Below are 13,510 nucleotides of genomic sequence, written 5' to 3'. Positions count from 1 at the left end.
TTTCGGGGCCGGCCTCAGGCGGGGCGGCGACATCCGGGCCGGGAAGCGGAGATCGCCCGGCTCAGGACTATCACCGGCAGGATGCCCGCGGCAACGATCAGCAGTGCCGGGAGTGCGGCTTCTTCCAGAAGCTCGTCCTTAGCGTATTGATAGACATAGGTCGCCAGGGTCTCGAAATTGAAGGGCCGAAGCAGCAGCGTCATCGGCAGTTCCTTCATCACATCGACGAATACGAGTACTGCGCCCGCGGCGACGGAGCTCCGGATCAGCGGCGTGACGATCTTCACGAGGCTGCCGCTCAGCGTCTGCCCCAACATCCGGCCCGCCTCGACCAGATGAGGCGGCACGCGTTCCAGCCCGGAGGCGACCGCACCACGGCCGACGGCCTGGAACCGGACGACACAGGCAAGCACCACGAGGCCGACCCCGCTGGTCAGCCAGCCGCTGTAGGAGATCCCGAAGAGACCGTCGCTGATCCGCGCGATGCCGCCATCGAGGTAACCGGCCGTCGTCACCACACCGACCGCGAGGATGGTGCCGGGGAAGGCATAGCCAATCGAGGCCACGGCCGTCAGCCGGCGCAGATGGCTGCCGCCGCCGTAGGCCGAGGCGAGGCCGAGGAATGTTGCGGCCGCCATCACGAGGAACGCGACAAGTAAGGCTACGCCGAGCGAGTTTATTGCCGCCGCTCCCGCGCCTCCCGTGAGATCGAGCGAATAGCCTTTCAGGACGAAGGAGAGCAGGACCGCCACCGGGATGACGAAGCCGATCGTGACAGGCAGCGCGCAGGCGAGGAAGCAGAACAGTGCCCTGCGTCCTTGGAGAGGGACTGGGCTCGCCGCGAGCTGGCGCCGCGAGGTATCGGCGAAGCGCCGGCGCGAGCGGGCGACGGTCTCGAGCGCCAGCAGGGCCAGGATCAGCACGAAGGCGACGCAGGCGATCTGGGCCGCCGCCGAGAGATTGTTCATGCCGAGCCAGACATTGAAGATACCGAGCGTCAGCGTCTGGATCGCGAAATATTCCACGGTCCCGAAGTCGGAAATCGTCTCCATCAGCACCAGCGCGAGACCGGCGATGATTGCGGGGCGCGCGAGCGGAAGGGCGATGCTCCAGAACAGATTGCGTCTCGCCAATTGTCCGGCCTCCATCATCGAGGCTGGCGTCTGCAGGAAGGCCGTGCGTGCCATCATGTAGACGTAAGGGTAGAGCACCGCGCCGAGGACGAGGGAGGCGCCATACATCGAGCGGATTTCCGGAAACCAGTAATCCCGCGCGCTGCTCCAGCCGAACAGGCTCCGCAGCGACGCCTGCACGGGACCGGCATATTCGAGGAAATCTGTATAGGTATAGGCGATCAGGTAGCCCGGAACCGCCGCCGGCAGCAGCAGCGCCCATTCGAGCACACGGCTGCCGGGAAAGGCATATCGTGCCACCAGCCAGGCCGAGCCGACGCCGAAGCCGAGGCTGACGACCGTCACCCCCGCCATCAGCAGGAGCGTGTTCCAGACATAGAGCGGCAGTACCGTCGAGGCGAGGTGCGCCCAGAGCCCCTCGCTGTCGCCCATTGCCGTCAGGAAGACGGCGAGGATGGGCAGCAGCAGGGCGGCGGCGAGCAGGCCGCTCGCCAGATGCAGGGCCGTGATCCGCGTTGCGTTTCCGCGGCCCGATGCGGGAATGGCTACCATCGCACCCTGTCGATGATGATCTGAGCTTGCGGCGCCAGATCGGCGATCGCGGCGATCGGCATCCGGTCCTCCTCGAAATTGCCCCAGGAGCGCAGCTCCGCCGGGGTCGCCACGGACGGGTTCACGGGATATTCGAAGTTGATCGCGCCGTAGAGTTCCTGGGCCTCGGGGGAGGTGAGGAATTCGAGGAAGCGGATCGCTTCCTCCTTGTGTTTGGAGTACTTGGCAACGCCGCCGCCAGAGATGTTCACATGCGTGCCCCGATCGTTCTGGTTTGGAAAGATCAGGGTTACCGCGGCGGCCCAGTCGCGCTGTTCCGGCTTGTCCGAATGCAGCAGCTTGCCGAAATAGTAATTGTTGATGATCGCGATGTCGCAGACGCCCTCGTAGATCGCCTTGATCTGGGCGCGGTCGTTGCCTTGCGGGCGGCGTGCGAGATTGTCGACGACACCCTGCGCCCATTCCTCGGCCTTCTCGGGCCCCGCGGCATGGATCATCGAGGCGATCAGGGCCCGGTTATAGACATGGCTGCCGGGCCGCGAGCAGATGCGGCCTCTCCATTTCGGATCCGCCAGATCCTCGTAGCGGGCGATCTTGAGTGCATCCGCAGCGGTTTTGGCGACGGCGATCACCCGGGCCCGCTTGGAAAAAGCGAACCAGCGGTCTTCCGGATCGCGGAGATGAGCCGGAATGTTCTGTTTCAGGATTTCGGAATCGACCGATGCCAGCAGGTCTTTATCGGCATAGACATGCAGCCGCGCGATATCGACGGTGAGGACCACGTCGGCGGGGCTGCGTTCGCCTTCCACCTGAAGACGGTGGGCGAGGCCGCGGGAGGCATAGACGATATTCACCTTTGTGCCTGTCCGCTCCGAATAGGCATCGATGAACGGCTGGATCAGGAAGGGCTGGCGGTGCGAGTAGATGTTCAGCTCTTGCTGGGAATAGGCGTAGCCGGCCGAGGCGACCAGCACCGCCAGCAGCAACAGGCTTCCGACCAGAACGCGGCGGAGAGAGGACGGGAGCAAGGTCGGCATGAAGTTCAGTCCTTTTTGCACCGAACGCCGCGCCATCCGCGCGGCCTGGAATACAGGAACGAGATAGAGCGATCTGAGACCGTGCGGCGCGGCGCTTTCCGCCGCGCAGACACCGAATGTGACCGGCTTCCGACGGTCGGCGAGATAGAGGCTGCCGCCGATCCAATCCCAGATCGCCAGCACCGCACCGAAATTCTTGTCGTAATGCTCCGACGCGACGGAGTGATGAATCTGATGCTGTGCGGGTGAAATGAGAATGCGCTCTATCCAACGACCGTAAGAAAGCCAGACATGGGAATGTCGTAGGTTGGATCCGGCCACGTTGAAAGCGAAAAGAAGCGCATTGGCACCGAGGATGGTGACGAGTTCGGCCCGGGCGCCGAAGAAATAGATGAAGGCGGCCACCGTCGCGCCCTGAACGAGGATCCCGCGCAGAGCGAAAATCACCCCTTCGACCGGATGGGTCCGGTAGACAGTAAGCGGCGTCAGGGTTTCGGCCGAGTGGTGGACCCGGTGGAAGCACCAGAGCAGCGGCCAGCGGTGCAAGGCGCGATGCACCAGGTATTTCGTTGCGTCGTCGAGCAGGAAGAGCGCGAGTGTGAAGAGTGCGCCGATGGCCCAGGCGGGGGCCTCCTGCCAGATCAGTGCGCGGCCGTCGAACCAGAGATGCAGGCCCTCGAAGATCAGCGTCGCGACTGCAAGCTTCGAGACCAGACGCGGCGTCACGCCCATGAAGAGCGCCTGATTGATCAGCAGGACTTTGTAGTCGGCTTTCGCCGAGCGCGACCACCAGACATGCCGTCCGAATGCCTCGCCGATCGCCTGCCGCCAGCGGTCGCGCTGGGTCAGAACGTAGAAAGCCGAGGCGAGAAGAATTGCCCCGGCCAGATAGCCGACAAAGACCCTCTTTTCCGGATTGAGGAACGGATCGAGGACCTGATCGATATAGCTGTAGACCAATTCGTACATGCGGGTGCCCGAGAGAGACCGACGGACACGCGGCGGTGCCCGTCGGTACTAACTGGATCAGTCGTTCTCGGCGCTCGCCGAGCCGCCAAGAGCCTTGGCCAGATCAGCCAGGTCGCCGGTGACGTCGTTGTTGCGGGCCGTCACGTCGAACTCGTCGATCATCAGCTTCTGGACCTTGCCCATATGCAGCATGTACTCACCCCAGGCGGCGCCCTGGTCGCGGACATAGTTGCCCTTGCTGTCGATATCGACGACCTGGCTGGAATTGGTCAGCAGCGGGCCGTAACCGATGAGTCGGTTGAGACGCGTGGCGGTCTCGCCGAGATTGTCCTTGCCGGTCTGCAGCGCGAGGCTGAAGCCCTTCAGTTCGCCCCAGTGCTTGACGTAGTTGCCGTAGACCTTCGTGGTGTCGCCGTTGGCTTCCATGATGGTCTGCAGCTTCACCATGTCCTTGTAAACCGAGCCGGCATACTTGAAGACCGCCTCGGCAAGGACGCGTTCCCAATTCTCGGAAATCACTGCGGCATGCTTGCGCAGCGAAGCGCGCTGGGCATCGGTCAGCTTCTCGCCGTTGGCATCGGTCAGCAGTTGGCGGCCATCGAGGAAGGCGCCGGTGATGGTGTGCAGGTAGCTCGTCGCATTGCCTTTGTCATAGACGGAGGCGTCGAAACCGGCGGCGTAATAGGCCGGGCCGAAGGTCATCTCGGTCTTCAGGTCGACTTTGCCGTCCTTGTTGAAGTCGGCAGCCGCGAGGGCTTCGGCGCCCTTGCGCTTGTTGATGTCATAGACCTGCTTGGCCGTCAGCCGCATGGTGTGGGCGGGCGTGCCGAAATAGCCGAATGCCTCATCCCAGGCATGCTCCTTGCCGGTATAGGCGGCGCCGTCGCTGTAGGGCTTGTCGTTCGGCTTCTTGTCGGCACCGAGATACTCGTCGAGATAGCCGTCGACCGCCTGGTTGTAGAAGGTCGCGCCCATGATGAATTTGGAGATCAGCTGTGCGTAGTCGTAGCCGTTGGCGAGATCGACCCCGCCTTTGGCCTCGCTCGCCTTGCCGATCCAGAACTCGACCAGCTCCGGGCCGGTCATGTTGTTCGGCATGCCGGTGATCGTTGCTTTGGTGGTTTTCCCGGCGAGGTTCTTTTTCTTGGAGATCTCGTCGATCGTGCTCTGCGCGATCACGAAATCGCCCTTGCTGGTCGGGGCCAGAATGCCGCGGCCGGCATCGCTCGCCGAGAAGTAGGCCAGCATGCGGGCCTTCAGGTCCTCCGGGCTGCTGCCATCGCCGGAACCGGCAAGCTTCTTCAGAGAATCGTGCAGCGCCTGACGGGCGATCTGACCGGAATAGGAAACCGAACTGGTCTTGCTCCCGGTATAGCCCTTCACCGTGACGGGGAAGTCGGCATAGACACGGTCGTCCGCCACGGCCGGGGCCGAGATCGAGAACGCGGCCAGGATCGTGGTTGCTAGCATTGGCAGTTTACGCATCGGGCTTCCTCCACATGATCGCCATGCTGTATTCAGCATTTGGCGAAATATAATAATGCGACTGTTTATCAATTGCGGTTAGCGCAGAAAACCGTAATCGGAGTGGGTGGATTATGGTGACAGGCCGCGTGAGACCCGCCGGCAGGTCCGCGGAGCGCATACTGAATTTCTCTCAAGGGCCGTAGCGGCACCGCAGGAAGACGTTGGCTGGAAGGCCCGTCCGGAAAATCGCGGACAGCTAAAAATCCTTCTGCGGCAAAGGTATCCGGGGTGCTTTCTTTCTGATCGATATCAAAAAATAATCATTCAACGGGGTACGCTCGATGCCATCCAGGGTGGCGTCCAATCCAGCGCTTTCCGGGCTGGAATTGTCTCTGAAAACCCGGACCGGCAGCGCAATAACATTTTTGTTATCTTGTTGGAATAATTCTAAATATCCGGGGTTCCAGGGCGTCCGGCGCGCCCCCCCGGGATCAGGCGCCGGTCGACTGCGCTGCTCTTGATCAGGGCATAGACATCCATACCCGGTTTCAGCTCGAGCTGGGAGACGCTCTCCCGGGTGATGCGGGCCCGGAGGCCAGTTCCGTCGACATCCATCAGGACCTCCGCAAAGGCGCCTTCTTCGACGAAAATCTCGGAGATCCGTGCCCTGAGCGCGTTCCGGATGCTGAGGCCGGCTGGCTCCCGAGTTGCAATAGAGACGTCGCGTGCCCGGATGCGGACCCGGACGACGGTGCCGGGGTCGGCCTCGATATTGGGCATGCGGAGGATTTGCTTGCCGATCGCAAGGTCGGTCATCGCGAAGTCCGGGTCCTGCGAAACCACAGGACCTTCGAGGATCACGCCGGCCTCGAAGCGGCCCATCATCGGGCCGAGATCCATGCGCTGCATGATTTCCGGGACCGGCCCTTGAGCGGCGACAGCGCCGTCGCGGATCAGCAGGACGTGATCGGCGAGCCGGCTGAGCTCGTCGATCGAATGGGTCACATAGAGCACCGGCAGATCCATCTCGTCCCTGAGGCGCTCGATATAGGGCAGGATCTCCATCTTTCGCCGGAGATCGAGTGCCGAGAGCGGTTCGTCCATCAGCAGCAACCGCGGGCGGGAGACGAGGGCGCGGCCGATGGCGACACGCTGGGTCTCGCCGCCCGAGAGGTCTTGCACCCGGCGGTGCAGAAGCGGGCCGAGATCAAGCATGTCGACGACATGCTCGCGGGTCGGAGCCAGGCGATCCGGACTTGCCCGGCGGGCGGCGTAGTCGAGATTGCCGCCGGCGGTCAGGTGCGGAAAGAGCCGGCTGTCCTGGAAGACGAAGCCGATCCGACGCTTGTGCGGCGGGACAAAGATCCCTTTGGCATCGTCCTGCCAGATCTCGCCATTGAGGTCGACATAGGTCTCCATTCCGCGTTCCAGCCCGGCTGCGAGGCGCAGCAGTGTGGTTTTGCCGTGACCGGAGGGGCCGAACAATCCGGTGATCCCCGAGAGCGGAGCGGTCACGTCCACCTCGGCGGAGAATTCCGGAAAACGGATCGCGCTGCGGAGGGTCAGCATCGGCGCCTCACCCGGCTCTGACCGGCGCGCGCCGATGCAGGATCGTGACCGCCATCAGCACCAGGAAGGAGAAGACGAGCAAGCCGAGCGAGAGCCGATGCGCCTCGCCGTAGGAGAGCGTTTCCACATGCTCGAAAATGGCGATGGAGATCACGCGGGTGCGCTCGGGGATATTGCCGCCGACCATCAGCACCACCCCGAACTCCCCGACCGTGTGCGCGAAGGTAAGCACGAAGGCCGTCAGGTAGCCGCGCAGCGCGATGGGAGAGGCGACCGTCAGAAATGCGTCGAGCGGCGAGGCACCGAGCGTTGCCGCCGCTTCCATGTGCTTGGTGCCGACCGCCTGGAACGCGGTCTGTAGCGGCTGCACGGCGAATGGCAGCGAGTAGACGAGCGAGGCAATCAGCAGCCCGGAAAAGGAAAAGGCGAGGCTGTCGCCTGTGAGCGCGACCCAGGCGCCGCCGAGCGCGCCTGCCGGGCCGAGCAGGATCAGCAGATAGAATCCCAGCACCGTCGGCGGCAGCACGAGCGGCAGCGCGACGACCGGTTCGACGACCCAGCGCAGGCGCGAGCCGGTATGGGCCAGCCACCAGGCGAGCGGTGTCGAGAGCAGCACGAGGATGATCGCGGTCGCGCCCGCGAGTTGCAGGGTCAGCAGGATGGCGGAGAGATCGCCGTCGCTCATCGGCAGCTGCCGCTGGGCGTGTAGCCGGCGGCACGGATCGTGCCGCAGCCGTCCGGCGCTGTCAGATAGGCAAGGAAAGCCTCGGCGGCGTCGTTTCCTGAGCCTCTCTTCAGGAGAACAGCGCTCTGGTGGATCGGTGCGTGCATCGCTGCAGGAACCGGCCAGTGACTCCCGCGAAGCTCCGCAGGCGCCGCGAGGATCTGGGAGAGCGCTACGAATCCGGCCGGCGCGGCGCCGGACGCGGTCATCTGGAAGGTCTGGGCGATGTTCTGCCCCATGGCGAGGCTGGCATTGTATCGCTCCCACAGCCCCATCGCGGTGAGAGTTTCTTTCGCTGCGAGCCCGTATGGTGCGAGCTTCGGGTTGGCGATGGCGAGGCGGCCCGCGACCCCGGCGGCGAGGAAGGTCTGACCGTCACCGGGGATCAGCGCTGGATCCGGGCTCCAGAGGGCGAGCCGGCCGGTCGCGTAAGTGAAAGGCGCCGCGCCGGCCATGCCGACCGCATGAAGTCGCTCCGGACGCGCCGTATCGGCGGCGAGCAGGGCGTCGAAAGGGGCGCCCTGGGTGATCTGGGCATAGAGCTGACCGGTCGAGCCGGTTGAGAGGATTACGCGGTGACCGGTCTTTTGTTCGAATGCGGCGGCGAGATCCTCCGCTGCCGAGGTGAAATTCGCGGCGACCGCGATATTTGCTTCGGCCGCGTTCGTACCGCGAGCCGGCCCCACCAGAAAGAAGGCAAGGAGCAGAGCGAGAGTATAAAGGCGGAAGGGGGCGGTCATGATCGGCCGGGACTCGTTCGGGCGCTGGAGACGATCGATATATACACCTGGATATATCGGAAGCGTCAAGCAAGGCACTCTAGCCGTCCTGCGGCAGGTCGTTCGCCAGCAGGTCGCGCAGTCGCTCGATTTCCGGCCTGAGGATATCGGAGGCGCGTGCCTCCATTTGCCGGTAACAGGCCACGACCTCCCGTCCGAGGGGCGTAAGCTGCGCGCCGCCGCCGCTATTGCCCCCCTTCGCGGTCTGCACGAGTGGCCCGGAGAAATGCCCGTTCATCTTCTGCACCAAGAGCCATGCCCGCCGGTAGCTCATTCCCATGCTGCGCCCGGCCTGACTGATCGAGCCGGTCTCGCCGATCGCTTCGAGAAGGTCCGCTTGCCCGGGGCCGATGGCGATATTCGTGTCGAGAACGACGCGCAGGCGTGGACCGAGGGTTTTGTTTCCTGCTTTCATGGGGCGACTTTGCCACGGAGTTCTTCGTGGCACATCGGCAAAATCTAAAGACCGGAACGGTCAGCGGGAGGCGTGATGACGGGCGCAACGGATGAACTTCTTTATGAGGTGAAGGACGGCATTGGCTGGATCACCTTCAACCGGCCGCAGGCCCGCAACGCGTTCACCTTCGCGATGTATGCGGGCGTGGCGAAAATCTGCCGGGAGGCGAGGGCAGGCGGCGAGGTCGCTGCCATTGTGATGTCGGGAGCCGGAGACAAGGCCTTCGCCGCAGGGACCGATATCGGCCAGTTCAAGGATTTCTCCGGCGCCGATGACGCGCTCGCCTACGAGGCGAACGGCAACAAGATGATGAACGATATCGAGCGCTGCGAAGTGCCGACGATTGCCGCGATCCACGGCGCCTGCACCGGCGGCGGCGCGGCGATCGCTGCCGCCTGCGACATCCGGATCGCTGCCGCCGATCTCAAATACGGTTTCCCGATCGCCCGGACGCTCGGCAATTGCCTCTCGAACGAGAACCTGCGGCGGCTGTCCTGGCTTGTCGGCCCGGCTCGCGTTTCCGAGATGTTGCTGACGGCGCGCCTGATCGGCGGAGAGGAGGCGAAGGCGATCGGCCTTGTCTCGGAAGTCCTCGCGGATAAGGACGCGGTGACGGAGCGCGCGTCGGCTCTCGCCGAAACGATGAAGGGCCACGCGCCGATCACCATGCGGGTGACAAAGGAGGCGCTCCGGCGTCTGAAGAGCGCCGGCGCAGTGCCGGACGATCACGATCTGATTGTCAGCGCCTATACCAGCGCCGATTTCCGCGAAGGCATGTCGGCCTTCCTCGAGAAGCGCAAACCGGACTGGCAAGGACGCTGAGGGCCGCTCTCAGGCCGCCAGCTCGCAGGTCATGAAGGTGCTGTAGGGGTCGAGGCTGTAACTGCCGAAAGGTGGGCATTCGGTAAAGCCGAAACGGGCATAAAGTGCGCGCGCCGGAGCGAAGGCCTCCATGGAGCCGGTCTCGAGGCTGATTCGACGGTAGCCGCGGGCGCGGGCCTCTTTCAGGATATGCTCGACCATCGCGCGGCCGACTCCCTTGCCACGATGGCGGGCCGCCGTATGCATGGACTTGAGTTCGCCATGCTCTGGACTCAGTTCCCGGATCGCACCGCAGCCGAGCAACTCCCCATCTTCCCAGACACTCCAGAAGGTGATGTCCGGCGCGCGCAGACCGTCGATATCGAGCGCATGCACGCTTTCCGGCGGCGAATGCGCGTTTCCGTGATCCATATGCGCGCTCAGCAGCGCCGCGATTTCGGTGCCGCTCAAATCGTCGATCCGGATGTCCAACAGGGCCTCCACTGAAAAGGGTTCCCGAAACCTACCAAGTAGGCTGCCCTTGTCTCAAGCTGCGATGATATGTCCACGAGAACGGCGTCGGTAAGGATGACAAATCCCGATAACTGACTTAGTTTTCAAGAAATTGTCGGTTCGATAGAAATTCAAGAACCGTTCACGACCGGCGGATTGACTGACATGGCGATCTCCCTGCAGACAGCGGTGCTCGGTGCGATGCTCGGGACGTTTCTGCTCGCCGCCGTCCTAACCTATCTCCGGATTGTTTCGAATGCCGCGCCTGGTATCGGGTACTGGGCCGCCGGATTCTGGATCCAGATTGTAACCTATGCCTGCATGATATTCGTGCGGTCGCCTCTGAATGCGGTTCTGGGGGATATCCTCCAGGCTGCGGCCGCCATGCTGATGCTGGCTGGCGCCTGGGTTTTCGCCGGCCTGAATATAAGGCCGCCGGTTGTCGTCGTTGGAACCTGTCTGGTTGCCTTCTGGGTGTTGTTTGCTGCAATCGTCGACCTTGGCTTTGTTGCGCGGACGCTGCCGGTCTATTTGCTTGCCGGCAGCGTGCTGCTGTTCGCCGGCGTCCTGCTTTGGCGGGTGGCTCCGCACGGTGCCGCGGGTTTCTGGCACAAGGTTGTGGCCGTCGCTTTCGCGCTCTGGGGCTTGCACCGGTTCGATTACCCGTTCCTGCGGCCGGTCGAATGGTTCGCGCCATACGGTTTCATCATCGCCGAGGTCCTGGCGATCGCGGTCGCGATCGGCCTGATCCTGGTGGCGCAACATCGCCTGATGGAGAGGGCCGAAGCCGAAGGCGCGGCGCGCAGTCACGCGGACGAGGCGCTCCGCAAGCAGCTCGCGATCCAGCAGAGTATCATCGATGCGATCTCGATCCCGATCGTCCTGGAAGACCTCGCTGGAAAGATCATCAGCGCGAACAGGGCCTTCGCCGAGTTGGTCAACCGAGCCGCCGACAATATCGTCGGGCATGAAATAGGGGACGTGTTGAGCGATCCGGCGGCAGCGAGGGTTTTCGCCGTCGACAAGGATTTCGTTCTGCGAGGGCGGCCGGAGATCCTCGATCTGCGGATGGCGGGTCCCGCAGGGGCGAAACGGGAATTCGTGGTCTCAAAGGTCCCTCTTCTAATCGAAGGTACCGATCGCCCGGGGGTTGTCGGCGTCATGCAGGATCTGACCGACCGCAAACGCGTAGAGCGGCAGCTGTTCGAAAGCGAGAAGCGATTTCGCGATTTCGCCGAGGCCTCTTCCGACTGGCTCTGGGAAACGGACACGGAGGGGCGCTTCACTTATTTCGCGCACGGTTCGCGCGATTACAGCGGCCTAGTACCGGAGAGCAACCTTGGCAAGAGCCGCTTCGAGGCGACAATCGAGGATCTGACATCTGAGAAGTGGCGCAAGCACATCGCCGATATCGAGGCCAGACGGCCGTTCAGCGGATTCCGCTACCTCCTGCGCGGCGATGGCGGGCATGAAGTCGCGGTGGTCATCAACGGTATTCCGGTATTCGACAATGACGGCGAATTCGTCGGCTATCGCGGCACGGGCAGCGACGTCACCCAGCAGCGCGAGGCGGAAATCTCCCGTGACCGCGCGCGCCTCGATGCCGAACGTGCGAACCGGGCGAAGTCCGAGTTCCTCGCCACGATGAGCCACGAATTCCGGACGCCGCTGAACGCGATCCTCGGCTTCAGCGAAATGCTCTCCAAGGAGGTGCTCGGATCGCTGGGGCAGGACACTTACCGCGAATATGCCGAAGCGATTAACGACAGCGGCGCCCACATGCTCGCGCTGGTGAACGATATTCTCGACATTGCCGCGATCGAGGCCGGGAAGCGGACGCTCAACAAGGAAGAGATCGACCTGCTGGAACTGATGAAGGATTGTACGGTCGAGGTTTCGCCTATCGCCGCGGACAAGTCGATCAATCTCGAGGTGGGGGTCCCTGGGGCCCAACTGACGGCATATGCTGACGAGCGTTCGTTGCACCAAATCATTCTGAACCTCCTGTCCAACTCGGTGAAATTCACGCCGGAAGGCGGCTGGATCCGGCTGGTCGCGCAACCGGACCGAGGCGATATGATCGCAATCTCGGTCGAGGACAGCGGTGAGGGGATTCCACCCGAGAAACTGCCGACCATCACCGACCCGTTCGCGCAGGCTAGCAGTCATCCTCATCACAGCCGGGAGGGCACAGGGCTCGGTCTCAGTATCGTCAAATCTCTTGTCGAAGCTCATGGTGGCGAGCTCAAGATCGAGAGCACGCTGGGCGTCGGGACCAAGGTGACGGTATGGCTGCAGGCTGCTCTCGGTGAGGGGCTGCCGCAGGATCCGCTTGAACTGGCAGGCCCTAAGGCGGTGCTCGAAGAAGACCTCGGCGGCAGCAGCTGATCCCAAAAATATCTCGGCAAAATGATGGCTGCGGTTGTTCCGCGCTCCATCCGCCTTTACATCCTCTCAATTGAACGGAACCGAGAACGGATAACCTGATGTTTCGATCCTTTTTCCTGACCCGCGAATGGGCGGTCTGGGCATGGGTTGGTATGGCGATCATCTTTGGCGGCACCTGGTATCAAGTGCAGCTGGACGTCCAGATCAACGAGTGGTTCGGCGGCTTTTACGACACGGTGCAAAAGGCGTTGGGCGAGCCTGGCAGCATCAGCATCGGCGAGTTCTACCGGTTCCTGATGACCTTCGGACAGATCGCCGGGATCTACATATTCGTCGCCGTCATGCTCAGCTTCTTCACCAAGCACTGGGTTTTCCGGTGGCGCCAGGCGATGAACAATTTCTACATGAGCCATTGGCAGCATCTGCGCCATATCGAGGGCGCGAGCCAGCGCGTCCAGGAAGACACGAGACGCTTTGCCGTGATCATGGAATCCCTCGGGAGCAATCTGCTTGACTCCCTGATGACCCTGATTGCTTTCCTGCCGATCCTCTGGGGGCTCTCGAAACAGATCAAGGTCGTCCCGTTTTTCGGCGAGGTCGATCATGCCCTGGTCTATGTCGCCATCATCTTTGCCCTCTTCGGAACGGCGGTTCTCGCGGCGGTGGGGATCAAGCTGCCGGGGCTCGAGTTCAACAACCAGAAGGTCGAGGCGGCCTATCGCAAGGAACTGGTTTATGGCGAGGATCACGAGGAGCGCGCCGATCCACCGACCGTGCGCGAGCTGTTCCTGAATGTCCGCCGGAACTATTTCCGCCTGTTCTTCCACTACATGTATTTCGATGTCGCGAAATGGAGCTACCTGCAGTTCGGCGTGCTGGTGCCCTATATCGCGTTGGCGCCGACCATCGTCGCGGCCGGCATTACGCTTGGCGTCATGCAGCAGATCGTCCGCGCCTTCGGGCGGGTCGAATCGTCTTTCCAGTTCCTGGTGCGGAGTTGGGGCACGATCGTCGAATTGATCTCCGTCTACAAGCGTCTGCGTGCCTTCGAGGCCCAGATCGGATCGATGCCACCCGTCCCGCAGCCGGAGGCGGCGGACTGAGCGGCGGTCCGGCCGGCG

11 protein-coding genes are annotated in these 13,510 nt (G+C 62.9%); 3 read left to right on the top strand and 8 right to left on the bottom strand.

Features of this window, described 5'->3' with window-relative positions:
- Nucleotides 1–14: 14 nt before the first annotated feature.
- The 7 genes from NUH88_RS05235 to NUH88_RS05205 form a co-directional block, all read right to left on the bottom strand.
- A complete protein-coding gene (locus NUH88_RS05235; RefSeq protein WP_257770383.1) occupies nt 15–1,685 on the bottom strand; it encodes an ABC transporter permease in 1,671 nt (556 codons plus the stop codon).
- Nucleotides 1,679–3,691: an extracellular solute-binding protein gene (locus tag NUH88_RS05230; RefSeq protein WP_257770382.1), complete on the bottom strand. Its 2,013-nt coding sequence runs from the start codon at nt 3,689–3,691 to the stop codon at nt 1,679–1,681. Before NUH88_RS05230 ends, NUH88_RS05235 begins: the two co-directional genes overlap by 7 nt.
- Nucleotides 3,692–3,748: 57 nt before the next feature.
- A complete protein-coding gene (locus NUH88_RS05225) occupies nt 3,749–5,176 on the bottom strand; it encodes a DUF4856 domain-containing protein (RefSeq protein WP_257770381.1) in 1,428 nt (475 codons plus the stop codon).
- A 429-nt stretch (nt 5,177–5,605) separates the two neighbouring features.
- Entirely contained in the window at nt 5,606–6,727 is a 1,122-nt protein-coding gene (gene modC / locus NUH88_RS05220; RefSeq protein ID WP_257770380.1) for a molybdenum ABC transporter ATP-binding protein, read from the bottom strand.
- Between the two features lie 7 nt (nt 6,728–6,734).
- Nucleotides 6,735–7,412 (bottom strand): molybdate ABC transporter permease subunit, encoded by a 678-nt coding sequence (gene modB / locus NUH88_RS05215; RefSeq protein WP_257770379.1) that lies wholly within the window; start codon nt 7,410–7,412, stop codon nt 6,735–6,737.
- Entirely contained in the window at nt 7,409–8,191 is a 783-nt protein-coding gene (gene modA / locus NUH88_RS05210; RefSeq protein WP_257770376.1) for a molybdate ABC transporter substrate-binding protein, read from the bottom strand. The genes modB and modA overlap by 4 nt, the downstream gene beginning before the upstream one ends.
- A gap of 79 nt (nt 8,192–8,270) precedes the next feature.
- The gene (locus NUH88_RS05205; RefSeq protein WP_257770374.1) at nt 8,271–8,645 is read right to left on the bottom strand and encodes a winged helix-turn-helix domain-containing protein; all 375 of its coding nucleotides are present in this window, start codon (nt 8,643–8,645) and stop codon (nt 8,271–8,273) included.
- Between the two features lie 75 nt (nt 8,646–8,720).
- Between NUH88_RS05205 and NUH88_RS05200 the strand changes: the two genes are divergently transcribed.
- Nucleotides 8,721–9,509 carry an enoyl-CoA hydratase gene (locus NUH88_RS05200; RefSeq protein WP_257770372.1) on the top strand — a complete coding sequence of 263 codons (789 nt, stop codon included), beginning with the start codon at nt 8,721–8,723 and terminating at the stop codon, nt 9,507–9,509.
- Between the two features lie 9 nt (nt 9,510–9,518).
- Here the strand turns inward: NUH88_RS05200 and NUH88_RS05195 are convergent, their stop codons facing one another.
- On the bottom strand, nt 9,519–9,992 hold the full coding sequence (locus NUH88_RS05195) for a GNAT family N-acetyltransferase (protein WP_257770370.1): 474 nt from the start codon (nt 9,990–9,992) through the stop codon (nt 9,519–9,521).
- Nucleotides 9,993–10,166: 174 nt separating this feature from the next.
- On the opposite strand from NUH88_RS05195, the gene NUH88_RS05190 reads away from it, so the two are divergent.
- The gene (locus NUH88_RS05190) at nt 10,167–12,389 is read left to right on the top strand and encodes a PAS domain-containing sensor histidine kinase (protein ID WP_257770369.1); all 2,223 of its coding nucleotides are present in this window, start codon (nt 10,167–10,169) and stop codon (nt 12,387–12,389) included.
- A gap of 98 nt (nt 12,390–12,487) precedes the next feature.
- Nucleotides 12,488–13,492 (top strand): peptide antibiotic transporter SbmA, encoded by a 1,005-nt coding sequence (gene sbmA / locus NUH88_RS05185; protein WP_257770368.1) that lies wholly within the window; start codon nt 12,488–12,490, stop codon nt 13,490–13,492.
- The last annotated feature ends 18 nt before the right edge of the window (nt 13,493–13,510 follow it).

Source organism: Nisaea acidiphila, assembly GCF_024662015.1.
Lineage (GTDB): Bacteria > Pseudomonadota > Alphaproteobacteria > Thalassobaculales > Thalassobaculaceae > Nisaea > Nisaea acidiphila.
The sequence above is the reverse complement of the archived record's forward strand: the minus strand, read 5'-3'. Positions and strand labels throughout refer to the sequence as shown.

What these genes read in the sequence shown, in the direction of transcription:
- NUH88_RS05235 (WP_257770383.1), bottom strand. Translation starts at nt 1,685, where the DNA reads ATGGTAGCCATTCCCGCATCGGGCCGCGGAAACGCAACGCGGATCACG.
- NUH88_RS05230 (WP_257770382.1), bottom strand. Translation starts at nt 3,691, where the DNA reads ATGTACGAATTGGTCTACAGCTATATCGATCAGGTCCTCGATCCGTTC.
- NUH88_RS05225 (WP_257770381.1), bottom strand. Translation starts at nt 5,176, where the DNA reads ATGCGTAAACTGCCAATGCTAGCAACCACGATCCTGGCCGCGTTCTCG.
- modC (WP_257770380.1), bottom strand. Translation starts at nt 6,727, where the DNA reads ATGCTGACCCTCCGCAGCGCGATCCGTTTTCCGGAATTCTCCGCCGAG.
- modB (WP_257770379.1), bottom strand. Translation starts at nt 7,412, where the DNA reads ATGAGCGACGGCGATCTCTCCGCCATCCTGCTGACCCTGCAACTCGCG.
- modA (WP_257770376.1), bottom strand. Translation starts at nt 8,191, where the DNA reads ATGACCGCCCCCTTCCGCCTTTATACTCTCGCTCTGCTCCTTGCCTTC.
- NUH88_RS05205 (WP_257770374.1), bottom strand. Translation starts at nt 8,645, where the DNA reads ATGAAAGCAGGAAACAAAACCCTCGGTCCACGCCTGCGCGTCGTTCTC.
- NUH88_RS05200 (WP_257770372.1), top strand. Translation starts at nt 8,721, where the DNA reads ATGACGGGCGCAACGGATGAACTTCTTTATGAGGTGAAGGACGGCATT.
- NUH88_RS05190 (WP_257770369.1), top strand. Translation starts at nt 10,167, where the DNA reads ATGGCGATCTCCCTGCAGACAGCGGTGCTCGGTGCGATGCTCGGGACG.
- sbmA (WP_257770368.1), top strand. Translation starts at nt 12,488, where the DNA reads ATGTTTCGATCCTTTTTCCTGACCCGCGAATGGGCGGTCTGGGCATGG.